Source organism: Stenotrophomonas sp. Marseille-Q5258 (genome assembly GCF_946900935.1).
Lineage (GTDB): Bacteria > Pseudomonadota > Gammaproteobacteria > Xanthomonadales > Xanthomonadaceae > Stenotrophomonas > Stenotrophomonas nematodicola.
On record NZ_CAMPPN010000021.1, the window covers coordinates 51,451 to 73,874 of the forward strand.

The 22,424-nt window shown below is 60.5% G+C and carries 21 protein-coding genes; 14 read left to right on the forward strand and 7 right to left on the reverse strand.

The window, feature by feature from the left end:
* Positions 1–289: 289 nt before the first annotated feature.
* From OC534_RS14620 to OC534_RS14630, 3 genes are all read right to left on the reverse strand, one after another.
* Positions 290–721, reverse strand: a complete 432-nt coding sequence (locus OC534_RS14620; RefSeq protein ID WP_262072036.1) for a hypothetical protein — start codon at positions 719–721, stop codon at positions 290–292.
* Positions 722–778: 57 nt separating this feature from the next.
* Positions 779–1,576 carry a siderophore-interacting protein gene (locus OC534_RS14625; RefSeq protein ID WP_262072037.1) on the reverse strand — a complete coding sequence of 266 codons (798 nt, stop codon included), beginning with the start codon at positions 1,574–1,576 and terminating at the stop codon, positions 779–781.
* A gap of 93 nt (positions 1,577–1,669) precedes the next feature.
* Positions 1,670–2,173, reverse strand: coding sequence for a helix-turn-helix transcriptional regulator (locus OC534_RS14630; RefSeq protein WP_136003451.1), 504 nt, complete (start codon positions 2,171–2,173; stop codon positions 1,670–1,672).
* A 481-nt stretch (positions 2,174–2,654) separates the two neighbouring features.
* Here OC534_RS14630 and aceE point away from each other — a divergent pair, with 481 nt between their 5' ends.
* The 6 genes from aceE to OC534_RS14660 all read left to right on the forward strand — a co-directional run bounded on the left by aceE (position 2,655) and on the right by OC534_RS14660 (position 12,266).
* Positions 2,655–5,342: a pyruvate dehydrogenase (acetyl-transferring), homodimeric type gene (gene aceE, locus OC534_RS14635; RefSeq protein ID WP_262072039.1), complete on the forward strand. Its 2,688-nt coding sequence runs from the start codon at positions 2,655–2,657 to the stop codon at positions 5,340–5,342.
* 488 nt (positions 5,343–5,830) lie between these two features.
* Positions 5,831–7,015, forward strand: coding sequence for a hypothetical protein (locus OC534_RS14640; protein WP_262072040.1), 1,185 nt, complete (start codon positions 5,831–5,833; stop codon positions 7,013–7,015).
* Positions 6,951–8,414 carry a hypothetical protein gene (locus tag OC534_RS14645; RefSeq protein ID WP_262072041.1) on the forward strand — a complete coding sequence of 488 codons (1,464 nt, stop codon included), beginning with the start codon at positions 6,951–6,953 and terminating at the stop codon, positions 8,412–8,414. The genes OC534_RS14640 and OC534_RS14645 overlap by 65 nt, the downstream gene beginning before the upstream one ends.
* Positions 8,415–8,861: 447 nt before the next feature.
* Positions 8,862–10,769: a hypothetical protein gene (locus OC534_RS14650; protein ID WP_262072042.1), complete on the forward strand. Its 1,908-nt coding sequence runs from the start codon at positions 8,862–8,864 to the stop codon at positions 10,767–10,769.
* The gene (locus tag OC534_RS14655; RefSeq protein ID WP_262072043.1) at positions 10,744–11,526 is read left to right on the forward strand and encodes a hypothetical protein; all 783 of its coding nucleotides are present in this window, start codon (positions 10,744–10,746) and stop codon (positions 11,524–11,526) included. The genes OC534_RS14650 and OC534_RS14655 overlap by 26 nt, the downstream gene beginning before the upstream one ends.
* Positions 11,523–12,266 carry a hypothetical protein gene (locus OC534_RS14660; protein ID WP_262072044.1) on the forward strand — a complete coding sequence of 248 codons (744 nt, stop codon included), beginning with the start codon at positions 11,523–11,525 and terminating at the stop codon, positions 12,264–12,266. Before OC534_RS14655 ends, OC534_RS14660 begins: the two co-directional genes overlap by 4 nt.
* 42 nt (positions 12,267–12,308) lie before the next feature.
* Here OC534_RS14660 and OC534_RS14665 read toward each other — a convergent pair whose 3' ends face one another.
* From OC534_RS14665 to dcm, 3 genes are read right to left on the reverse strand one after another with little or no spacing between them, the layout of a single operon-like run.
* Positions 12,309–13,652, reverse strand: a complete 1,344-nt coding sequence (locus tag OC534_RS14665) for a type II restriction endonuclease (RefSeq protein ID WP_262072045.1) — start codon at positions 13,650–13,652, stop codon at positions 12,309–12,311.
* Between the two features lie 13 nt (positions 13,653–13,665).
* Positions 13,666–14,097: a very short patch repair endonuclease gene (locus OC534_RS14670; RefSeq protein WP_262072046.1), complete on the reverse strand. Its 432-nt coding sequence runs from the start codon at positions 14,095–14,097 to the stop codon at positions 13,666–13,668.
* Positions 14,098–14,099: 2 nt separating this feature from the next.
* On the reverse strand, positions 14,100–15,350 hold the full coding sequence (dcm, locus tag OC534_RS14675; RefSeq protein WP_262072047.1) for a DNA (cytosine-5-)-methyltransferase: 1,251 nt from the start codon (positions 15,348–15,350) through the stop codon (positions 14,100–14,102).
* A gap of 600 nt (positions 15,351–15,950) precedes the next feature.
* On the opposite strand from dcm, the gene OC534_RS14680 reads away from it, so the two are divergent.
* The 8 genes from OC534_RS14680 (at position 15,951) to OC534_RS14715 (ending at position 21,863) form a co-directional block, all read left to right on the forward strand.
* Positions 15,951–16,265 (forward strand): type I toxin-antitoxin system SymE family toxin, encoded by a 315-nt coding sequence (locus tag OC534_RS14680; RefSeq protein WP_262072048.1) that lies wholly within the window; start codon positions 15,951–15,953, stop codon positions 16,263–16,265.
* A 200-nt stretch (positions 16,266–16,465) separates the two neighbouring features.
* Positions 16,466–16,792, forward strand: a complete 327-nt coding sequence (locus OC534_RS14685) for a hypothetical protein (protein ID WP_262072049.1) — start codon at positions 16,466–16,468, stop codon at positions 16,790–16,792.
* A 205-nt stretch (positions 16,793–16,997) separates the two neighbouring features.
* Positions 16,998–17,363, forward strand: coding sequence for a hypothetical protein (locus tag OC534_RS14690; RefSeq protein WP_017356934.1), 366 nt, complete (start codon positions 16,998–17,000; stop codon positions 17,361–17,363).
* A 36-nt stretch (positions 17,364–17,399) separates the two neighbouring features.
* Entirely contained in the window at positions 17,400–18,065 is a 666-nt protein-coding gene (locus tag OC534_RS14695) for a restriction endonuclease fold toxin 5 domain-containing protein (RefSeq protein ID WP_262072051.1), read from the forward strand.
* The gene (locus OC534_RS14700) at positions 18,062–18,796 is read left to right on the forward strand and encodes an immunity 52 family protein (RefSeq protein WP_262072052.1); all 735 of its coding nucleotides are present in this window, start codon (positions 18,062–18,064) and stop codon (positions 18,794–18,796) included. Before OC534_RS14695 ends, OC534_RS14700 begins: the two co-directional genes overlap by 4 nt.
* A 91-nt stretch (positions 18,797–18,887) precedes the next feature.
* Positions 18,888–19,625, forward strand: coding sequence for an immunity 52 family protein (locus OC534_RS14705; RefSeq protein ID WP_262072053.1), 738 nt, complete (start codon positions 18,888–18,890; stop codon positions 19,623–19,625).
* Between the two features lie 91 nt (positions 19,626–19,716).
* Complete coding sequence (locus OC534_RS14710; RefSeq protein WP_262072054.1) at positions 19,717–20,451, forward strand: immunity 52 family protein; 735 nt, start codon at positions 19,717–19,719, stop codon at positions 20,449–20,451.
* A 269-nt stretch (positions 20,452–20,720) separates the two neighbouring features.
* Complete coding sequence (locus OC534_RS14715; protein ID WP_136003474.1) at positions 20,721–21,863, forward strand: YncE family protein; 1,143 nt, start codon at positions 20,721–20,723, stop codon at positions 21,861–21,863.
* A 46-nt stretch (positions 21,864–21,909) separates the two neighbouring features.
* Here the strand turns inward: OC534_RS14715 and OC534_RS14720 are convergent, their stop codons facing one another.
* The gene (locus tag OC534_RS14720) at positions 21,910–22,383 is read right to left on the reverse strand and encodes a hypothetical protein (RefSeq protein ID WP_262072056.1); all 474 of its coding nucleotides are present in this window, start codon (positions 22,381–22,383) and stop codon (positions 21,910–21,912) included.
* Positions 22,384–22,424 lie beyond the last annotated feature (41 nt).

The window sequence follows — 22,424 nt, forward strand, 5'->3', positions numbered from 1 at the left end:
GACAGCCGGGCAGAGCCCGGCTCTACAGGTGCGGCAGGCACCATCACCGCGCTGCGCGCGACAGCTCCGTAGAGCCGAGCTCTGCTCGGCTGCCGTCCGTTCCGGCACCGATAGCCCTTCATCGCGCTGCGCGCGACAGCCGGGCAGAGCCCGGCTCTACAGGTGCGGCAGGCACCATCATCGCGCTACGCCCGCCAGCCCCGTAGAGCCGAGCTCTGCTCGGCTGCCGTCCGTTCCGGCACCGATACCCCATCATCGCGCTGGCCCGACATCCCGGCGCGGCCGTGCTTTACGCGAGCGCGGCAGCGACCTTGCCCAGCCACAGCGTGGTGAAATCGGTCGGGGTGCGCCGTGCCGGGGCCGTCAGCCCGCTGTCGCGCAGGAATGCATGGGTGGCCTGCGCGTAATTCTGCCGCGCGATCAGCGCCGCCTGCTTCACCGTTGCCTGCTGCTTGCGCAACTGCACGATCTGCAGGCTCGGCTTTCCGGGAAGCGCGTACTTCTGGTAGCGGCGCAGCTCATCGGCTACCAGCGCGATATCGGCATTGGCCTTCACCAGCGCCAACTGCGACTGCGCCAGCGGCACCAGCGCCGCACGCAGCGGCGCCACATTGCCGCCCACCGACGGTGCCAGCGCCACCAGCGCGGCATCCAGCGTGGCGTCGGCGCGCTCGGCACGGTCGATCAGGTCGGCCAGTGCCGAAGGAGAAACTGCTTGCATGGAAAGGCACCGGCCCAAAATGCGATTGTCGCATCCGCGGCCGGTGCCCGTCGCGGCTCAGTCGCCGTCGTGCTCGTCGGCGTGGGCCTTCCAGTAACCGGTCGAGCGGATCCACTCCTTCGGCACCCCCAGATGGCCCTCGATGTACTTGCGCATCATCCGGGCCCGGCGCGATTCGGCCGCGATCCAGTAGAACGTGTCGCCGTCGGGCGTCTCGAAATCGGTCAGCACGTCCTCCAGCAGCGTACTGCTGACCGCATCGAAGCCATTGCGCTCCAGCCACGACACCCGGATGCGGTCGTCCTCCGGCAGTGCCTGGCGGTCGGCCGATTCGGGAATCTCGATATACACATCGGCCTGCGCCGTCGCCGGCAGCGTCTCCAGCCAGCGACCAATCGCCGGCAGCGCCGTCTCATCGCCGATCAGCACATAGGTGTCGAAATCCTGCGCGGTCATATGCGAACCCCGCGGCCCGCCCACCGCAATCGCATCGCCCGGCTGCGCATTGGCGGCCCAGCTCGACGCCACCCCATGCCCGTGCATCACAAAGTCCAGCGCCAGTTCCCCGGCCTCCAGGTCCCACCAGCGCGGCGTGTAGTCGCGTGCCGGCGACGGCACCTGGCCTTCGGGGTAGCGCGGGCCTTCCGGCGTCATCGTCGGCACCACGAACTGGCCTTCCGCATTGGGGAAGAACAGCTTCACGTGGTCATCCGGCGAGGGCGAATCGAAGCCGGCCAGCGCCTCGCCGCCCACGATCACCCGGCGCATGCACGGGCTGATTTCCTCGGTGCGCAGCACCTGCAGCGGGCGGAACTTCACGGTATGACGGAGCAGTCGGTGTTCATGCAGAGCCATCGGAGCAATCCTGTTTCGGTGCCGCAGCGGCGGCGAAGGGGAGGGTGGACCTGGCGGGCGGAGGCTGGCTGGGTCGTGAAAGAAGAAGGGGGATCAACGCGCCTGCTCGCGCACCCGCGCGGCGGCCTCGCGCAGGGCCTGCGCCACCTCGGCGGCGCTGTCGTCCTGCCAGCGCCCGTGGCACAGGCCGAGCGCATGCTTGAGCTCGCGCAGCGCCTCGCGCACCACCGGCGGCAGGTTGGCCTTGGTGATCGCCCGCGCGCTGTGGCGCACGCGCTGCAACGCCGCGTCCACCTCCTCGCGCTCGGCGGCCAGGTGGGTCTGGCCCAGCGCGCTCAGGCGATACCGCCGGCGCCCGCCATCCTCCACCGCGTTCACCCAGCCGGCCGTCTCGAACTGCGCCAGCACCGGGTAGATCGAGCCCGCGCTCGGCGTATAGGCCCGCACGAACATGTCACTGATCAGCTGGATCAGCTCGTACCCGTGGCGCGGCTGCTCCGCCAGCAGTGACAGCACCAGCAGCCGCAGGTCGCCACGGCTGAGGGGCCGGGCGGTCAGCGGGCGGGCAGGGCGGTCGAGATCGCGGGCAGAGGTCATTTCGATATATCGAATGAAGTGACGGAACGATATATCGAAAACCTTCGGCAAGCCAGCAGCGGCGCACGCGCGGCAGGGATGCGTTCAGCTCATTCGGCCGTGCGACGGTGCGTGTGTCTGATGGAACAGTGCACGCGGGCAGCCCATTACGCGCCAGGTTCCACGGTGGCCGCCAACGCCCCACCGGCCAAGGGCCCGGCCCACCCACACCCGCCGCATGCCTGAAAAACAGCCATTCCCCGCGTGCGGCCTGTCCAGCGGTGTCCTCCCGTCGCCGCCGTGTCATCGCCTTCGCCGATGCTCAGCGTGCGTGTGGAACCTGCTTGCCGCCCTCCGCGCGCTGTCGCGCACTGTCCGCCAGGACAGCCCCGCGCCCTTCCATACGCAGGCGTAGCGAAGTGCGCAAAGCCTATCGTGCGCTACACTTTGCGGCTAGAAATCTAAAACAGTCGCGCGCGTGCGTGCGGTCATGGGAGCGCAAATGAACTGGTTGAACGAGGTGCTGAACAACGACCCGAATCCTGTGGAAACCCAGGAATGGATCGAGTCGCTGAAGGCCGTTATTGATGTCGAGGGCCCCGAGCGCGCGCATCAACTGTTGGAAGGCATGGTGGAACTGACCCGTCGTTCGGGCGCCTACCTGCCGTTCTCTCCCACCACCGAATACGTGAACACCATCGCGCCGACCCTGGAGGCCAAGAGCCCGGGCAACGCCGAACTGGAATGGCGCATTCGTTCCATCATCCGCTGGAACGCAATGGCCACCGTGGTGCGTGCCAACCGCAAGCCGGGCGACCTGGGCGGCCACATCGCCAGCTTCGCCTCCGGCGCCACGCTGTACGACGTGGGCTTCAACCACTTCTGGCGCGCCCCGAGCGACAACCACCCGGGCGACCTGCTCTTCATCCAGGGCCACAGCGCCCCGGGCATCTACGCCCGCGCCTTCCTGGAAGGCCGCATCGACGAGCAGCAGCTCGACAAGTTCCGCATGGAAGTGGACGGCGGTGGCCTCTCCAGCTACCCGCACCCGTGGCTGATGCCGGACTTCTGGCAGACCCCCACCGTGTCGATGGGCCTGGGCCCGCTGGCCGCCATCTACCAGGCGCAGTTCATGCGCTACCTGGAAAACCGTGGCCTGATCGAGAAGTCCGACCGCAAGGTGTGGTGCTTCATCGGCGACGGCGAGAGCGACGAGCCGGAAACCCTCGGCGCCATTGCGCTGGCCGGCCGTGAAGGCCTGGACAACCTGATCTTCGTGGTCAACTGCAACCTGCAGCGACTCGACGGCCCGGTGCGCGGCAACGGCAAGATCATCCAGGAACTGGAAGGCGTGTTCCGTGGCGGCGGCTGGAATGTCATCAAGCTGCTGTGGGGCGGTTACTGGGATGCCCTGCTGGCCAAGGACACCAACGGCGTCCTGCGCAAGCTGATGATGGAAACCGTCGACGGCGAATACCAGAACTGCAAGGCCTTCGGCGGCGCGTACACGCGCGAGCATTTCTTCGGCAAGTACCCGGAAACCGCGGCAATGGTGGCCGGCCTGTCCGACGACGACATCTGGCGCCTCAACCGGGGTGGCCACGACCCGCACAAGGTCTACGCCGCCTACCACCAGGCCGTGAACACCAAGGGCATGCCGACCGTGATCCTGGCCAAGACGGTCAAGGGCTACGGCATGGGCAGCGCCGGCGAGGCGCTCAACCCCACCCACCAGACCAAGAAGCTGGACGACGAAGCCGTCAAGCACTTCCGCGACCGCTTCAACATCCCGGTCACCGACGCGCAGCTGGCCGACGGCCAGGTGCCGTTCTACCACCCGGGCCCGGATTCGCCGGAAGTGCAGTACCTGCAGGAGCGTCGCGCCTCGCTGGGCGGCTACCTGCCGCAGCGTCGCCGCAAGGCCACCAAGAGCTTCAACGCACCGAAGCTGGAAACCTACGAGCGCCTGCTCAAGAGCAGCGGCGAGCGCAGCTACTCCACCACGATGGCCTTCGTGCAGAGCCTGAACATCACCCTGCGCGACAAGGAACTGGGCCCGCACATCGTGCCGATCGTGGCCGACGAAGCCCGTACCTTCGGTATGGAAGGCCTGTTCCGCCAGATCGGCATCTACGCGCCGTTCGGCCAGAAGTACAAGCCGGTCGACGCCGACCAGCTCATGTTCTACCGCGAAGACCAGAGCGGCCAGGTGCTGCAGCAGGGCATCAGCGAGCCGGGCGCCATCAGCTCCTGGATGGCCGCCGGTACCAGCTACTCGGTCTCCAACGTGCCGATGCTGCCGTTCTACATCTACTACTCGATGTTCGGCTTCCAGCGTGTGGGCGACATCGCCTGGCAGGCTGCGGACATGCGTACCCGCGGCTTCCTGCTCGGCGGCACTGCCGGCCGCACCACCCTGAACGGTGAAGGCCTGCAGCACGAAGACGGCCACAGCCACCTGTTTGCCGGCGGCATCCCCAACGTTCGCAGCTACGACCCGACCTTCGGTTACGAAGTGACGGTGATCCTCCAGCACGGCACCAAGGCCATGATGGAAGACCAGATCGATGAGTACTACTACATCACCCTGATGAACGAAAACTACACCCACCCGGAAATGCCGGAAGGTGCAGCGGAGTCCATCGTCAAGGGCATGTACCTGCTCACCGACGCCGGCAAGCCGAAGAAGGGCGAGCTGCGCGTGCAGCTGCTGGGGTCGGGCACCATCCTGCGCGAAGCCATTGAAGCGGCCGCGCTGCTGGAGAAGGACTTCGGCGTCACCGCCGACATCTGGAGCTGCCCGAGCTTCAACGAACTGCGCCGCGATGGTTTCGACGCCGAGCGTTGGAACCGCCTGCACCCGGAAGCCGACCAGCGCGTGCCGTTCGTGACGCAGCTGCTGGAAGGCCGCCAGGGCCCGGCCATCGCCGCCACCGACTACGTGCGTGCGTATGCGGACCAGATCCGCGCCTTCGTGCCGATGTCCTACACCGCCCTGGGCACCGACGGCTTCGGCCGCTCGGACACCCGCGCCAACCTGCGCCGCTTCTTCGAGGTTGACCGGTACTACATCGCGCACGCCGCGATTGCAGCGCTGGCCAAGGAAGGGAAGATGACCGGGAAGGATGTGGCCCGGGCGATCAAGCAGTACAAGATTGATCCTGAGAAGGCGAATCCTGTCGGGGTTTGATAGGGACATTTCCTCCAGCTGATGCGCCGATCAACATCGGCGCATCTCGAGCTACCCGTGCACTCAACAAACATTTCGGACTTCTTGCTCGCGAGTAAGATATCAGGCTCAGCGCTTGTAAGGGCCTACTTGGGTCTGGTCGCAATAGAGCTCGCGCTCAAGTCGCAGGTTTCATTGCCCGACCATGATGTCGGGGCGGGGCTCACCAGATTCAAAAGTGCAAGGTGCAAAGGCGCTAAGCTTTGTAAGGAAATGGAGCTCACTTCGCTCATCGGTCGCCTACGGACCGATTTGCAGTCGATTTCGGTCAATGGCAAGGATGGGAAAGCAAGATCGGCACCTCAGAATAGTTACCCATTTTTGAGATATACGCGTCATCAAGGTGACGGTTGGCCTGCCCCAAATAGTCATCTGTCTGATTTGGAACGGCTCGCTAGAACTGTTCAGCAGATCCGAACCTTCCTTCGGCAAAGTTTTGGCCTCCCACTATGAAGACAATCTCCGAGCTGATAGCTGATGCAACTGCCGTTCTCGGCGACGCCTGTAACGTTAGCTACCTTCATCCGACGATCTATTTCATCTGCACGAGCGACGATTGGTCGCGCGTCGACGCTGATGCTCGTTTCTTGGAGTTTTCGAAAAGAATCGGCTGGTCTGGAGAGGACCTTGCCGAAGTGCTGTCGCATGGCTTCGTGCAGTTGCTGCTTCTAACTTCGGCTGAGTTGGAGGACGACTATGATTTCACCAAGCATGGTGATGTAGGTCAGCATTGGCTGTCTTGGTTTTCTACAGAGCGTAATAGAAGAGCCTTGGGATCTCCGCGCGAAATGTCACCGGACGGCCCACGCGCGCTCCATTTCTATGGATTTAAAGGTGGCCAAGCCAGATCTAGTGTTCTGGCTATTTTGGCAAAATCCCTCGCGGACGATGGCGCAAGAGTGCTTGTGGTGGATGCCGACGTCGAAGCACCGTCCCTTGATTCACTCTTCAATGTTGCGGCCGATGACGTCTCTTCGACTCTGATGGGCTTATGCGGTTGGAGCGATGTAATCTCCCCCCTGGCTTTGGTTTATGCGGGGCAACGCGATATTGGGAAGGTCGACTTGCTGGCTTGTAGGCCGCGGCCCAATAGATTTGACGCTGACTTTGCAGGATTTTTGCTTAGTACAACATTCAATGCCCAAGTTCTGGAAACTGCCTCGGAAAAGATCCGGGTGTTTGCAGGAGAGGCGGAGGGGGACGCTCGACCGAGATATGATTTTGTGCTTTTCGATCATAGAACGGGGTTGTCACCGTCTGTTCTCCCGCTGATGAAAGGGTGGTCAGGGTCAGCTGTGATCTTTGCACGACCTGATGGAATGTCAAACGGCGTAGAACATTCTGGTGTGTTCGATGCCCTCTTGCAGCACAATTCTGAGAATCCTGGGGCATTCATTACCTTCTCTCTTGATCCAAAAGAGAATCGAACCTCATTCCTAAGGCAGAATGGCAGATTTGTTGAAAGACTGCTTTATTCGATCTCCGATGCATTAACTCTCGATGAAGTGGAGGGAGATGATCTCGCCATTGATCCAACCGAACTCGATCCATTCTGGATTCTTTGGAAGCATGATGCAGCGATGCTCGCGGGGGGGGGCGCCAGATCTTGGGCAGCTGTCAGCGGAGAACTCTGAAGCGGTCGTATCACTTCGGAATATTCTTGGCATCAAATTTGATGCAACGGCTGCCGAAGAGGCGCCTGTCCTAACGCGAAGTGGTGCTACGGACGAGGGGGCGTTCATCCTTACACCTGACTTCGCCAGGATCTTTAGCTTAGACAGTCGGATTTTGTATGTCTTTGGCCGGAAAGGTACAGGAAAGACGCGATTAGTTAGGGAGCTCTCTGAGCGACGCCTTGGCGTTCCTCTTTTGGTTGCTCAGGATTTTTCAAATGGCGGCATCCAGAGTCCGGGTGCGGATTTCTCTGCGCTCATGGCGACTTGTGGTGGGAACTTAGAGCTGTTCTGGTTGGTATTGCTGAGGTGTGGAATTTCATCGGAGAATAATCTTTCGTCAGAAGTTAAGAGGGTTGTCAAACTCAGTCCAATGGAACTACAGCACTATGGCTCGCTTGCGGAAATTGAGCGCGTGGTTTCCGATTGGAGCGAGAATGAGCGGCGTGTGTATCTCATTGATGGCGTTGAGACAGCAGTGCCGGCATCTCAGATGCGACTATTTGTGGAGTCGCTGTTTAGATTCCTTGGTGCAGTACAGTACAGCAGAGTCATCTCGAGGAGAGTCACCGTCCGACTTTTCTTGAGGTCGGATCTCCAGCGCGGGGCTGCACAGAATATCGAGCAGCAAATTGAAGGTAGCTCTTTGTATTTGAGGTGGGATAAGGTTTCAATACTCAATTTCGCTGTTGCTCGCCTGTCCAGTCTCCCCTGGTTTAGAGACAATTTCCCTAAAGTTTGCGAGAAGATTGACGAGAGAATGTCGGAAATTGAGCGTGGTGCGCTGGGCGAAAGCGAGGCGGAAGAGCTGCTACTAGAAATATTTCCTGCCGGACTCGAGCGCAATAAGGTCAAAACGACGACTTTCTTCGCGACTTACTTCTCCGATGCGGGCGGTGATGCCGAGGCCAAGGCTTCTTTCTACCCCAGGCTCTTTGATGGGTTCTTGCGTGAAATGAATGATAGAGGCTTGGAGTCTGCGAAGAATCCAGTAAAGGCGGATCGGGTCGAAAGTGCTTTTGTGCTTAGGGCCTATGACGAAGCTTCGGGTGCATTCATCGAGGAGGTCAAGGCGGAGCTTTTCAATCTCTTGGATTTGAATCAGGACGACTCGATAAATAAGGATGAAGTAACTAAGTTCATTCTTGCTTTTTCTGGATTGAAGACGCCTTTCACTCTGGATCAGATCGTCGTTCAGCTTGCTGAAAAGACTGGAGTAGAGTCAGCCAAGGTTCGCGAATCACTGAGCCGGATGAAGCAATTGGGAATATTTGAAGATCGGCCTGGTTTCCCCGGCGAATGGCGCACTGGTCGTCTTTACAAGGCGGGACTTCAGATGAAGTACGTCCGGCAAAAATAGAGCTTATACGCTGTTGGTTTCGCGGGCGCGTCGTTCTTGGCGGCGCGCCTGATTAGTCCTTACTTGATCCAATATGGCCTCAACCAAGACTGGCGATTCAAAAGATGCCCTGACTCTGGGTAGGACTTCACACAGTCAAATGCGTTTGTAGATCGCGAGCCAGCTGGTAGCTTCTGTACTTCTCTAGCTCGTCACCCTCGTCTCAGGATTCCCTTGCCGGATGTGGCCGCGAGATGAAATTTCTTGTTTCTCGCGGCGACGCTAACTCACCTCCGAACTTCCGGATGCGCCGAGGGATCTAGTTGCGCTGTCGCGGCGAGCCACTAGAGATCCTGTGACCCGAAGAGAGATTCGTTGACCCCGAGCTTTGATCTTTAGGCCTTGCATTTGGTACGCGGGTACTGCTATCAATCTAGTGCCGAATCGTGGCATGGAACAGGGGCAAGCATGGCTGCTTGGCAATTCAGGACGCTCAATCCAAATGAGAATTCGGGTTCGAGCATTTCGGATGATAATTTTTCTATCGAAGAACGCACCAACGTTGAGATTCTGGTGCGTGAAACTCTTCAGAATCCGCTCGACGCACGAGCATCTGTAGACGACCAAGTTAGAGTCAGCTATCGCATCGTTGAGATTGACGTCGCGCGCAGTCGAGTTGCCACGGCGCTGCTTTCAGGCGTTTGGGTCGAGCACGCGAAGGCCGGGCAGCTCTTACAGAAGCCAATGACGGACAAAGCCCGATTCCTGCTGATTGAGGACTTTGGAACGACAGGCCTCGAAGGTTCGTACACAGACTCGTCAGTTGACGGCTCGAGCGAGAACTGGAATGCGTTCTGGTTCCGGGAGGGCGAGGGTGCTAAACATGCCCGCGCCAATGGCGGCGCAGGACAGGGAAAGATCACGCTCTATCTCGCCAGCGAGGTGCGCACTGTCATTGCACTGACACGGCGAAAATCCGACGGGCGTGAGCTTCTGTTTGGCTGCAGCCGCTTCCTGCGGAACTACCGCTTGGATGGCAGGAACGAGCGGTGGGCGAAAGAGGCTAGGTGGTGCAGTGAGGCAGACCCGAGCAAGCTGGCAACCCCGATCACCGATGCAGGGCTGATCGAAGCGGTAAAGCAGGAGTTGAAGCTTGGCCGAGCAGATGCTGCAGGAACAAGCTTCATTGTCCCGTTGCCCCAAGACAACCTGACAGAGGATGAAATCCGTGCTGCCGTCATCAACGAGTTCTTCTTTGCCATCAGTCGGGGGCGTCTTGAGGTCACAGTAGGCGATGTAGTTCTCGATGAAAGTTCTATTGTGGAAGCATCTTTGGGCGCAGGAAAGAACGAACGTCAGAGTCCTTCTTTCAAGAACTTCCTCCGTCTGGCGGCAGGAAAGAGCGGGCAGAAGGCGTTGGCAACGGCCAAGAAGAGCTGGCAGAGGAACTTTGACGAGTCTTCTTTCGAACCAAATGATCTGACCAATCTCAAAGACACGTTCGAGCTCGGTGATCCGATCGTCGTGGACTTTCCTCTGTCGATAAAGACCAAGAAGGGGATGATCCAGCCAACAACATTCCGTGTCTTCCTTCAGTTGAACGAAGAGCTGGAGCGAAGCGAAGAGCTGTTCATCCGACAAGACTTGGCCATCGATGGCGAGAAGAAGCTCAAGTCTGTCCGTGCGGCGCAACCGGTGCTGGCGCTCACTTTCATAGACGACCCAGATCTGTCCGAGTTCCTTGTGTGCGCGGAGGAGCCGACGCATCGCACTTGGAATGCGCAGCGACCGAAGGTCAAGAATGCATACATGACCCCTGGTACTTTCCTCACAGCGGTTCGAAACGCAGCTGCAAAGCTGGTGCAGCTGGTTGCGCCGGTCGGGCAGCGCGATGAAACCGCCTTGGCCGTCTACTTTGCCGATCCGGCTCACGCGGTCAAGGTCAAGAAGGGGCCAAGTGGGGACTCCGGTGGCAAAGAGAAGCCGGGTGATATGGCTGTCTTGGAAATTCCACCGCCGAAGCCCAAGCCTGTCAGTTTCAAGCCACAGAAGAATGGCTTCACAGTACGGGCGCACACTGTCCCGGACGCCATATTTGTCCCGCTGGATTGCCGAATTGAGACGGGCTATGCAACGGTTCATGGCGATCCGTTCCGTCTTTGGGACGCCGCAGACTTCTGGCTTGGTGATAGCGGGAGGTTCACCATCGATGCCAGTGGTGTCACTGGGCTTGTCGCCGATGGCAACGTGATCAGATTCCGCCTGAACAGCGATGACGCGTCGATCGCCGTTCGCGGATTTGACGAGAACCGACAGCTCGAGGTTCGGTTGAAGTACAAGGAGGTAGCTGATGAAGCAGATATCGCGTCGAACTAATCCCACGGGCCTTAGCGAGGTGGATCGTAGGCACTTCTCTCTCCGGATGAGTGATGACGGCAAGTCAGAGCGCACATTCTGGCTCGAGCGATTTGACTTCAAGGCGGCCGGGATCCCTGCCGAAGCAATGATCAACTGCGTCGCGACAGCCGGAGCGTCCGAACAGTATTTTTCGTTGGGGGTTGCGTCAAACTTCAACAGAACCGCATATGCGGTCAGCGAGCTCGTCCGCAATAAACCTATCCGTTTCCGGTTCGTGTTTCACATGTCTGGCGACAAGAAGCTGATCGGGTTTGCAGATGGTGTCAGGCCCATCGACGAGTCAGGAAATCTTGGCGGAAGCCTGGTCGACATATTCCCGACCGATCTGTACGGACCTGTGTGGGAGCTGGATCTTCCTGCAGCAAACGCGGAAGCGTCAGCCAAGCCGTGCATTCTTGTCGAGCGCAGCATCTTTCCTGTGGCGCCTGCTGCCGTCAACCACCACTGGTTCGTGTCCCTCGTCATGCCAGAAGTGATGCGCAGGGTTGCCCTACGCATCGCAGAGGATCCCGGGGCGCTTGACAACGACGACACCTGGACGGGGACATGGAAGGCATATATCGACCAGCTGAACGTGGGGGCACCTCCGGAGGACGAGGATGACAGAGTGGAAGAATGGGCTGCTTCCGTGGTTCGCAGGTTCGCCTCAACAGGCCAGCTGCGGCGGCAGATCGATCGCCTGTTTGGCGAAATGCAAGGGGAGCTGACGGAATGATTCCAGTCAAAGCCTTGAGCGAGCAGGGGATCGAACGATTCCGCGCGTGGCTTTCGGCGCCGGATGGGCCAGCGCCGTTCGAGATCCTCACGGATGATGCATTCTGCAGAGACGCGCCTGGTGAATGGTTGATCGATAGGTCAATGCGCTTCAGCACCACATATGAGCTTGGCGCCTATCTCGCTGAGACAGTGTTTGGCCCGGACATTGACCGGTTTGCAGTTAGAGCAGATAAGGGGCTGTGGGCGTGGATCTCCTTGGCATTGCTCCCAAACCTCTTGAAGCGGGGACGTGGAAAGGATGGAAAGCCATTTGATCTCCCTCATTACCTCGACATTGATCCGCGACTCGCCTACCGGTTGATCTCGAGGACGGCATGGGAACTCGTTCATCTTCATGGCTCGAAGGCGCGGGTTGCGTTGAGTTCGCCCCGCACGGCGTGGGGAGATGTCGCCGAGCAGGTAGCAGGGCGACAGGAAGTCTATGCCCATCCGGGATTCTGGACGGTGGCTGAGAGCCTGTACTTGAAGCCTGACGGTTCTCCGAAAGCCGGCGTCGCCACAATCAGGAGCAAGGAGCACCGGAAAGATCCCAAGAGCAAAGTGGGCCTCGGCGCGGCGCGGCGCCTAGTGACTAACTTCGGCCAGTTCGAGCGGACGTATCTGCTTCGCGAGATGAGTGCCGAGGAGATCCTTGCCATCCTCCCAGCAGAGTATGGCGGTTGGCATAGCTCGGCATAGACGTAACGCTGCCGTTGCCCGCGCACAATCCTGTGCGTGGGCTCAGCCAGCGAGAAGGAGCGCTGGCCGCTTCCGTGCCAGTTCTTCATCAAAGAACTCGCGGAAAGAGATTACGTTTGCGTCGTGAAAGTAGAAAGACTCATTTGTCTTCATCTTCAATGACTCTGGCACCACCAGCGTTATCTCGGCCGCGCGGAGATCCGCCAGCGCCTCCTTTGAAACGCGATCGTCCACAGTCGCAAGGAAGATGGCGCAGTTGAAGCGCTCATGGGTGATCTGCTTCCAGCGTTCGCGCAGCGTGGTTTTGGCGGAGAGAATGGCTGCGTCCTCGAATCGCCGATTCCTGTCCAGAGCCACCGTTGCCTGGTCCGGCAGCACGAAGTCGGGGCGTCGCTGACCGAGAATTGCCTGTGCTTCGAACTTCACTCCGCCAGCTTTCAGCATCGCTGCCAGATGTGCTTCAAATGACTTTCCCGCGCGGCTCTTTCGTTGTTGGCTGGCGGAGAGGAATATCGAATTCAACGAGGGAAAGCCGCGAACAGCAGCAGCTGCAGGGCAATCATGCCCGGCCAGAACTTTGGCGACCTCGACCGCCCTCATGCGAAGCTCGTACCGGCGGTAGATGGAGAACTCGATATCCCGGCTGACGCGCATAAGCGCATCACCAGGCCTCTTGATCGCCCACGGATCAAACACGCCCGCTCCAGCAGTGTTGAGAAATCCTTCCCGCGCCTCTCTCGCAAGCACATCTGGACTTGGAAGCCTGGAGTACTTTGCGATGAGAGCTTCAATCGTACCGTTACGAAGTGCCGCGTCAATTTCGTCAATCAGCTCGGCCGCTTCATCCGCCTCTATGCATGACGCCTGCTTGAAATCGGCAGGGCTGAAGAGGTCGAAATGGAAGTTCGCTTGAATGTCGAGCCGACTTTCAAGCAGCTCTGCTTCCACGGATGCCGAATCGATCACCATGAACCAGTGATGCGCGGGTCCTTCCGGCGTTACCAGCGATCCACCCAGTAGCCACGACGCGGGATTCAGGCCTGCAAACAGCTCTGCGGGGATCCTTGTGAAGTGACACTCAGAGCCCTTGTTGCTGTAATACTTGACTCCGGAATCACACCTGATCTCGCCGGTCTGAGGCCAGAAGGAAGGGCATTCGGCCTCGAGAATGTGAGGGAGGTCTTCTCTCGGATGAAGTTCTGGAAAGAAGTCAGACTCGCGCACGGTGCGGGGAACGTAGAAGCCGTACTGATGGCCACCTCCTGCATTCGCCCATGAAGCGTCGTTGCGCGACAGTTTCTTCAGGAACAGCATGCGGCTGCGAGCGACAAGCGCTTCGATCAGCGACCATTGGTCTGAGTTCTGTTCCATGAAATTCATCTCCATCCGTGTTTCCTCCTCACTGCGCCGCTTGTCGCACATTTGTCGCCAAGCCATCAAGAAACGAAGCCCGCTCAGTGGCGGACCTGCCGCGAAGAGAGCATTCCCAGACGGTCAAGACCTGCCAGCCCGTAGATCTCAGTTCTTCTATCACGCGCTGGTCCCGTGATCGGTTCCTTCCGATCTTATCTGCCCAGAATTCTGGGCGGGTCTTTGGCAACCTGTAGAGTGGGCAGGCATGCCCATGCCAGAAGCAGCCATGCACGAACACTACCGTCTGGTACTTTGGGAACACGATGTCCGGTCTGCCGGGTAGGTTTGCCCCACCCAGGCGATACCTCAGCCCCCGAGCATGGAGACCCTTGCGAACTAGGATCTCCAGCCTGGTGTTCGAGCCACGGATCCGCGACATCTGTGCGGACCGCCGCTCTGGGGTAAGCGTATCTACCAAGATCAGCCCTTGGCCTTATTCTTGACCGGTTTGGTCTGCGCCGAAGTGGCATCCTTCACGAGATACGGCACCATGATCCGAGCAACCTCTTCGATCACAGGTACCACCACCGAATTGCCAAACTGCTTGTAGGCACGGGTATCCGAAACCGGGATACGGAAATTGTCATCGAAACCCATCAGACGAGCGCATTCGCGGGGTGTAAGTCGGCGAGGGTTTTTCTTGGCGCCCTGGGAGATCAGAATCTCCGAACCGTCCTTGTAATAGCGGGCAGATAGCGTGCGGCAGGTGCTCTCGTGAGTCACAAGGCCGAAGCCAAATCCATTGCCCTTGTCGCGGTGCTTGGCGGCGTAGTTCTGCAGGTACTCCCACAGCTTGTCGGATAGGGTGTACTTGTCCAAAACCTTGCCTTTCGGCCCATCAATGTACGGAGAATCCGGCGACTCAGTGCCATCCTGGCTATGCAGGACGGAGCCCATCTTCGGGGCGTCACCGAAGTCCGGAAGTTCGACCTTGTGAATGTCGAAGTCGTTGGGCTCGCGGAAGCCCACGATGATGATGCGCTCCCGGTGCTGAGGCCCGAAGTGCTTGCCATTGATGACCTTGTGCTTGACCTGGTAGCCAAGCTCGTTCTGCAGGACATCGATGATGGTCGAGAACGTCCGGCCCTTGTCGTGGCTGATCAGGTTCTTGACGTTCTCAAGCAGGAAGGCGCGCGGCTTCTTCTCTGCAATGATGCGTGCCACATCGAAGAACAGCGTTCCCTGGGTCTTGTCGGAGAAGCCATGCGGACGACCAAGCGCGTTCTTCTTGGAAACGCCGGCAATGGAAAAGGGCTGGCACGGGAAGCCCGCCAGCAGGACATCATGGTCCGGCACGTCCGCCTCGTGGACCTTGGTGATATCCGTGGCAAAGGTGTGCCCTGGGCCATCGTGGAAGTTGGCCTTGTAGGTCTTCACCGCGTAAGGGTCCCACTCGCTGGTAAATACGCAGCGACCACCTTGCTTCTCAAACGCCGTACGAATGCCGCCAATACCAGCAAACAGATCGATGAAGCGGAACTTGCCTTCGCCCGTCGGCGGGTCGCCGAAAGGCAACAGCCGCTGGCGGATCGCATCTGCGATGTAGGGCTTTGGCTCGGTCTCGCGGACCTGCCAACGTTTCACGGTCTTCGGATCAACTCCAAGGGCTTGGGCGACCTCCTTCGTTGAAAAGCGCTGGAGGGAAAGGTCGATCAGCTCGTACGTATTCATGGATGCTCCGGGAATTCGGTGGACAGTATGTCCAATTTCGTCCCGTGGGTGAAGGGGGGCTATCGCCGGGAGGTCAGTCATGCCGTAGGGGCTGGCCCCGACGAGAGCTGCGACTACCCCGACGGCCGGTCAGGTTAGTCGTAGTGGGTCTCATCAGCCGAGACGGCGCCGATGGCGATCCAACTCCTGGATGCAGTGCTGGAACCCGCCAGGCCGTCCGCTTGTCTCAATCGAGACGCTGGATTCCATGCCAGTCGATAGCTTGGCACCGCTTCTCACGTGTGAGCGTTGCCACGATTCGGGAGGTGCGTCCCAGATCCAACCTTGAACGGCGCCGGTCGCGACAACCATTAGTCCGTGCCAACCAATCTCCTCCAGATCAACAGAAACAAGCGATTTCCCAACATCCGCACCAACCCGCATGGTGCACACCGGAGCGTAGAAACTCCTCTGGCTAGACAATGTTGGACGTCCCACGTCGGGAGGGTGGCTAATACAACACCCCCTGTGGAAATACGCCCGCCGGTTCTAGTCAGACGGTTTCTAACCTCCCGACACCCTCGCCATCCCGGCGAGGGCACGCCATGCCGGAGGTCCAACATGCTGACGTCATTCATAGAGTTGCCCGTCACCGAGTCGCCCGTCATCGAGCGCCCCAGGCGCAAGCCCTCCATCCGGCCAGCGCGGTCCAACCGCGTGGGTTCGTTGATGTATGCCACCCGCGAGGACTACGGCCGCAACGAGATCGTGCCTTACATCCGGCTGCGCGGCCGCTGGCTGGGCAGCCTCGGCTTCGATATCGGCGCCCTCCTGAAAGTGGAGGCTACCCACGGCAGCATCACCCTCACGGTGGTGGAGCGGCCCGTCGTGGTACCCCCGAAGGTCCCCAGGAAGCTGCAGCGGCAAGCCCGCTGAGCTGCCGCGCCTACCTTTACGGTGGGCATCAGCACGGCCATCAACCGGGATACCGCGCGCACCATGCCGCCTTTGGGCAGCACGGAGTAACACAGCCCCGGCCGCGCAGCGCTGGCACCGGCACAAACCTATACGTCACTGCGCCTCGGGTGCGGCGCGCGTGTGCCTTCAACTTCACTACCCAGCAGTGGGAGGAACCCATGAACGAGAGTGTCTTCATGCAACTGGAGATGGACGCCGGCCTGCGTGCCCGCTTCCAGCAGGCAGCGGCGTGCGAACGTCGCCCCGCCGCCCAGGTACTTCAACGCCTGATGCGCGAGTATGTGGCGCGGCAGGCGGGCCAGAGCGCCGCCGGCGCAACCGGGGCCGCTGAACCGGTCGAGCGTGCAGCCAAGGCAGCAGCTATCGATCAGTACACAGCCGGCACACCCGAGCCGCCGCCGCACGAGGACAGTGGCGAGCAGGACCTCGAGGCGTTGGCACGCCGTCAGCACGGCTGGAGCGCGTGTCCGTTTGGTACCCGCTGATGAGGCCGCGCGCTCAATTCACCTGATCAGCGGGGCGGCGCTGAGCCCGCGCACTCCGCGGGCTCACCCCGTGTACCGCAATTCGGCACCTAGGAATCTGTGCACCGTACCCGAACCGTGATCCCACGCAAGCCTTCTCTGTGAGCCACATCAATAGGCGAGCTCAGGGCCACTGCTAGCCTGTCAGCCTCACGGAGGAGACCTCATGCTGACGCTGGATGCACGACAGGAAGCGCTGTTGCGCCTGCCATACCCCGCAACGTTCCTGCCCCGATTGGCCGATGAAATCCGCCGCGACATGCCAGAGCGCGTGATCGGCCTGGACAACCGCACCTTGGCAGCCGAAACCGAGCGCTGCTACACCTACGCCGCTTACGAGCTGGGCATCACCCGCCTGCCGGTGCTGGTGCGGTGGACGAAGACCGACGTCGGCAGCGGAGGCGCGCTACATCGCGAAATGACGGTGGACCTGACCATTCGCCAGGCAGACGACCCCAACCTGGCTGCCGCTGATCTGCTGGCGGCTCTGGCCGCCTCCCACCGCTGGCCCACGCCCCGGAGCGGTGCGTAATGGCTGCCACGCCGGCACCCGCCGTGGGAAAGGTGCTTGAGCTGCTCGGGCAAAGCGGCTGCCGCAGCGGCGGCAGCGATGGGCATCAAGGAGACCGTGAAGGATCGGCCCGGCACCCGCGCGCGCGAGGCGGATTGCTCGGAGGTGTCCGATGACGCCGACTGCGACCAGTGCCTGCTGATCAACGGACGGATCGGGCCGCCGCCCACCCCGCGGTACATCGCCAAGAGCAACCGCATCAACTACGACTACCAGCTCTACGTCGCGAATCTGCACGCGGGGCCGGAGCGGTTTGGCTACGTGAGGGCTGGAGACAACTCGAACAGCATCGTCAACATCGAGCTTTCGATGCTGAAGGACTTCTTTGGGACGGGTGGGAAGTACACCACACTGGAGTGGATGCTAGGCGGTGTCGCTTTCGACGGCTTCTGGAGAAGCAAATGCACCGTGGTGGAAGCGAAGGCAAACTACGGCCACTTCTTGGATCAAGATGGAGAGCCAAAGAAGCCATTCATGAGAAAGGAATTTTCACGCTGGCCAGAGATGTTCAGGGCACAAATGAAGGAGGTCACTCCAGCGGCACCACGAGGATCACTGGAATGGCACTTCATGGAGGCCAAGGTGATGAAGGCCGCTCTGGCTAATGGACTGCCTGCCGCGTCCCTGCGTTTGACACCCTTTGGCCTGGGAATCAGCCTGTGAAAGTTGTCATGACTGGGTATTTACCTTCAACGAGCTCTGACTCCCAAGCGGTCCATCGTCAAGCTGCTGAGTTGGTTGGACGGCTGTCCAAAGTGCACGCCGACTTCAGGAAGTGGTGGGTCGTGCCCGACGGACCAAAGGACCCTTACATCCCACTCGACGATGCCGATGCTACCTCAGCGTCAATTCAACGGTCGGATAGGAAGTTCTTCAAGGAGTTTCCCAATGCGAAGTCCGACGGCAGCATCGGTGTTCTGCTTACGAATTCCGAAAGCGACAAGCAGTGGCGAGAGCGAGGAAAGGTATTTCTTTCGGTCAAGCCCGCATTGGGACGCATCTGCCTGGAGATATCGCGAGTAAGCGAGCTGTATGCCACACCCGGGGATGTCGTCTGGTCGCTGTTGAAGGTGCTTTCGTCCGATCCGCGTGTGACCTTTGCAAACACGAACATCGTACAAAGGGTTGCGGAGGAGATCATCCTGTACAGCTACGATCGGTCCGTCTACCAGCACCGGGAATTCCTGGGGTGGATGGGCTACGTGGACAAGCCGCTGTCCGCCGATCAATTACCACAAGCGGCGCGCTTGGAGGCACAGGGCCGCGGCACGCTGATTCTTGCAACAGAAGTACTGGATCTTGCCGATCACGCAGCTATCGAGCAAACGAATAGAACTGAGATCGGCCTTGCCGAGCTTGGCCTTCTTCCTGTGATTGATCCGAGTCTCTGGTAGCCAACTGCATGTCGTACATAGAGTTCCATTGCCCTCGGTGGGCATCCTCAGAATGTCGGTTTGCCAACACCACCGCAAAAGGCGTTCTACGGTGAAAGTCACGCTTGTCTGCAAGGAGGTATCAGCAAAACTGACACCAGCCATGATCTACGAGGAGGCGATCCGACGGGTAAGCACGCTGGCCACGGTCCATCCACACTTCGAACAATGGTGGCTGATGCCATCCTCCGCTCGTGAGCCGGAGATTCCTATGTCCGACCGAGAGCAGATCATCACGCGTATAGAAGCTAGAAGTGCCTATTTCGACAAGCAGTATCCAGGCACGAGTTCCCTCGCGAACCATAGCATTCTGTTGACGAACGCGCCGGACGAAGCGAGCTGGCGTGAGCGAGGAAGTGTTGCGCTCTCGATCAGGCCGGGAATGGGCGAGTTGAGGCTGGAGATCAATCGATTAGAGCAGATCTACGACTCCCCATGCGACGTAATGTGGGGGCTGCTCAAGGTGCTCACGTCCAGACCGCAGGCGACCTTTGCGCAAACCCATGTCCAGCAGGCAAGGGGAGGAGAGAGGCGATACTACAGCAGCCAACTGGCGGTGTTTCAGCATCGCGATTTCATCGGCTGGATGGGGTACGTAAACCAGCCCGTCAGCGCCCAGCAGATTCCCGATGCGGCGCGTATAGAGCGTCATGGTCCAGGGACACTGATTCTGGCCACGGAGTCGATAGACCTTTTCGACGCGCACTCAGTTGAGCAGGTCAACCGGGTCGAAATCGCAATGGCCGAGCTGGGCCTCTTGGCGGTGAGAGGAGCTGGTCTTGGAGGGTGATGCGGTGTTCTCGCTGGCACGCGGGCGTTTGAAGTGCCGAATCCGCTGACGCAGCTCTCCAGACGATCTACATCCCAATGAGGTAGGCCACATGAACATCTCCATCTCCTGTCAGATAGTGCCGTGCGTTCTGACCGCGTCTGAGACGTACGATTACTCGGCGGGTTTGGTCGCCCGCCTGGCGGCAGCTCATGTTGGCTTCCAGCACTGGTGGTCAATGCTTGCCAAGCCTACCGACACGCGCATTGCGTTTGATGATCGGGCACGGATGACAGCCTGGATACAGGCTGGCAAGGACGCGTTCCAGCTCGAGTACCCGAGCGCACCTATTTCCTTGAGCGGCGGTGTCCTGCTCACGAACGTCACGAGCGAGGCAGAGTGGTTGGCGCGCGGCAGGGTCTCTCTTGCCATCAATCCGGGACCCGGAAAGGTGCGGCTGGAGATCTGTCGTATTGAAGAGGTCTTTCCCTCGCCGACTGAACTGTTATGGGCCTCACTACGTGCACTAGCGCACGATTCGAGGGTCAACTTTGTGAACACCAATGTCCAGCAGGGCTGGGGCAGGGAGAGAAAGCTCTACAGCCTCCACTGCGGCGCCTTTCCGCACAGAGAGTTCCTGGGCTGGATGGGCTATGTGAGTCGGCGGCTCACCGCCGACCAGATTCCAGAGGCCGCCCGCATGGAACATGCTGGTGAGGGCACGCTGATCATGGCAACAGAGAACCTCGACTTGTTCGACGCAAGCGCCGTAGAGCAAGCCAATCGCGTGGAGATACGTCTGGCCGAACTTGGGCTGTTGCCTGTCACTGATTCACGGCTGTTATGAACATTACGCTCATATGCGCGACACCAAACATGAGTCTCTACCCTGAGCAACTACATGGCACCGAATCCGCAGCATGTTGGTGCCGATGGTCGGGGCGGAATGAGTGGGGTGGAGCGGTGAAGGGGCATGGGTCTGCGGCGGGGCTCGGCTTCCTGTTAACATCCTCGGGCCAGCCAGCCTCCTCACCTCTTCACAGTGTGGGATTGGCCGCGTCACGCGGTCATGCGAGCCAAGGACTTCTCTTCCTGACTGTCATCAAGGACGCCTGCATGAACCCTCGTTCCCTTCTCCGTTCGGCCACCCTGGCCCTCGCCGTCACCCTTTCGCTGGGCGCTCCCTCTGCCTTCGCCGTGGGCGAAGCCGCCACGCCGGCCAGCACCGAGGCCGCCATTCAGCGCAGCGTCCTTGCCAAGGGCCTGTACGAACTGGCCTACAGCCCCAAGGTGGATGTCGTGTATGTCGCCTCGTCCGGTGGCTTTGGCGATAGCGCCGGCCAGCCGCAGCTGCTGCTGCTGGACCCCACCAACCTCGATCTCGAGGCCCAGATCCCGCTGGAGCGCAAGCCGTTCGGCATGGTGCTGGACGACGCCAACAACCGCCTGTACCTCGGCAACACCGTGGATACCTCGGTCACGGTGCTCGATACGGCTACGCACAGGGTGCTGGGCATTGTGCAGTTGATGGAGAAGAAGGTGGGCAAGGATGGCAAGGCCGCCTACACCCACGACCTGCGCGAGCTGGTGGTGGATGGCCCGGCCAACCGCCTGTACGTGACCGGCCACTCGGGCGAGGGCAGCGTGCTGTTCGTGGTGGATACGCAGTCGCTGAAGGTGATCGACACCATTCCGGGCCTGGGTAATGCCAAGGCACCGGGCCTGGCGCTGGATGCCAAGGGCAAGCGCGTGTACACCTCCAACCTGCTGGCCGAGCTGGTGGTGGTGGGCACCGACAGCGGCATGGTGGAGCAGCGCTTCCCGATCAGTGCCGAGCAGCCGATGAACATCGCGCTGGACCCCGCCGGCAAGCGCCTGTTCGTTACCGACCAGGGCTCGGCGATGATCCGCAAGTACCAGGCCAGCAGCTCGGGCTTTGCGTCCAAGCACCCGGGCAACCGTGTGCTGGTGCTGGACCGCGCCACCGGCAAGGAGCTGGCCAGCATCCCCACCGACGCCGGTCCGCTCGGCATTCTGCTGGATGCCAAGCGCAAGCGCCTGTACGTGACCAACCGCGAAGCGGGCACGGTGACGGCCTACAACAGCGATAACTACAAGCTGCTGAAAACGTACTCGGTGCCGACGCATCCGAACAGCCTGGCGCTGGATGCCAAGAAGAACGTGCTGTACGTAACCATCAAGAACGGCGACAAGGATGCCGAGGGCAGCCGGGAGAGCGTGGCGCGCATCGCGCTCTGACGCCTTCGGGTATCGGGCGCGCAGTGGGTCACTGCGCGCCCCTGCATCAATGGCAGGCGCTCACGTAGCCTGCCAGCCGCCAGTCGTTGTGGCCGGTGTAGATCAGCTGGTAGCTGTCCGCGCAGCCCGCCGCGCGCACGGCCAGGTGGATATCGCGGGTTTCCGGTGCCACCGGCGCCTCCGCAGGGCGGAGATGGGCGGCAATCGCCTCCGCATGCGCGGCCTGCAGGGTGGGCAGGGGCACCGCGTTGGCAGGGCGTGCGGGGGCATCTGGCCCCGCGGGTGCGGCACCCGCTCCATGCGCTCTCAGATAGTCCTGCGCGCCTTCGCTGTCGGGGCGGCACAACAGCGCATCCACGAGTGTGGTGGCTTGTTCACCATCGGTGAGTTGCGCGGCGGTGTCGGCCCAGGCGCGGGCGAAGTCGCCGGCGCAGGCCAGCGGCACGCGCGCCGGAGTGGCCGCTGCCATCGCCGGCAACACGACAAGCCATGCAAGGTGCCAGGACGTTACAGGCAGCACGTTTCCTTCCTTGGCGCGCAGATGGTGGGTCCATTCTGCCG

Coding starts and splice junctions, on each gene's coding strand:
- OC534_RS14655 (WP_262072043.1), top strand. CDS start 10,744: ATGAAGCAGATATCGCGTCGAACTAATCCCACGGGCCTTAGCGAGGTG.
- dcm (WP_262072047.1), bottom strand. CDS start 15,350: ATGAATACGTACGAGCTGATCGACCTTTCCCTCCAGCGCTTTTCAACG.
- OC534_RS14645 (WP_262072041.1), top strand. CDS start 6,951: ATGATGCAGCGATGCTCGCGGGGGGGGGCGCCAGATCTTGGGCAGCTG.
- OC534_RS14665 (WP_262072045.1), bottom strand. CDS start 13,652: ATGGAGATGAATTTCATGGAACAGAACTCAGACCAATGGTCGCTGATC.
- OC534_RS14660 (WP_262072044.1), top strand. CDS start 11,523: ATGATTCCAGTCAAAGCCTTGAGCGAGCAGGGGATCGAACGATTCCGC.
- OC534_RS14715 (WP_136003474.1), top strand. CDS start 20,721: ATGAACCCTCGTTCCCTTCTCCGTTCGGCCACCCTGGCCCTCGCCGTC.
- OC534_RS14620 (WP_262072036.1), bottom strand. CDS start 721: ATGCAAGCAGTTTCTCCTTCGGCACTGGCCGACCTGATCGACCGTGCC.
- aceE (WP_262072039.1), top strand. CDS start 2,655: ATGAACTGGTTGAACGAGGTGCTGAACAACGACCCGAATCCTGTGGAA.
- OC534_RS14625 (WP_262072037.1), bottom strand. CDS start 1,576: ATGGCTCTGCATGAACACCGACTGCTCCGTCATACCGTGAAGTTCCGC.
- OC534_RS14710 (WP_262072054.1), top strand. CDS start 19,717: ATGAACATCTCCATCTCCTGTCAGATAGTGCCGTGCGTTCTGACCGCG.
- OC534_RS14650 (WP_262072042.1), top strand. CDS start 8,862: ATGGCTGCTTGGCAATTCAGGACGCTCAATCCAAATGAGAATTCGGGT.
- OC534_RS14680 (WP_262072048.1), top strand. CDS start 15,951: ATGCTGACGTCATTCATAGAGTTGCCCGTCACCGAGTCGCCCGTCATC.
- OC534_RS14640 (WP_262072040.1), top strand. CDS start 5,831: ATGAAGACAATCTCCGAGCTGATAGCTGATGCAACTGCCGTTCTCGGC.
- OC534_RS14685 (WP_262072049.1), top strand. CDS start 16,466: ATGAACGAGAGTGTCTTCATGCAACTGGAGATGGACGCCGGCCTGCGT.
- OC534_RS14690 (WP_017356934.1), top strand. CDS start 16,998: ATGCTGACGCTGGATGCACGACAGGAAGCGCTGTTGCGCCTGCCATAC.
- OC534_RS14630 (WP_136003451.1), bottom strand. CDS start 2,173: ATGACCTCTGCCCGCGATCTCGACCGCCCTGCCCGCCCGCTGACCGCC.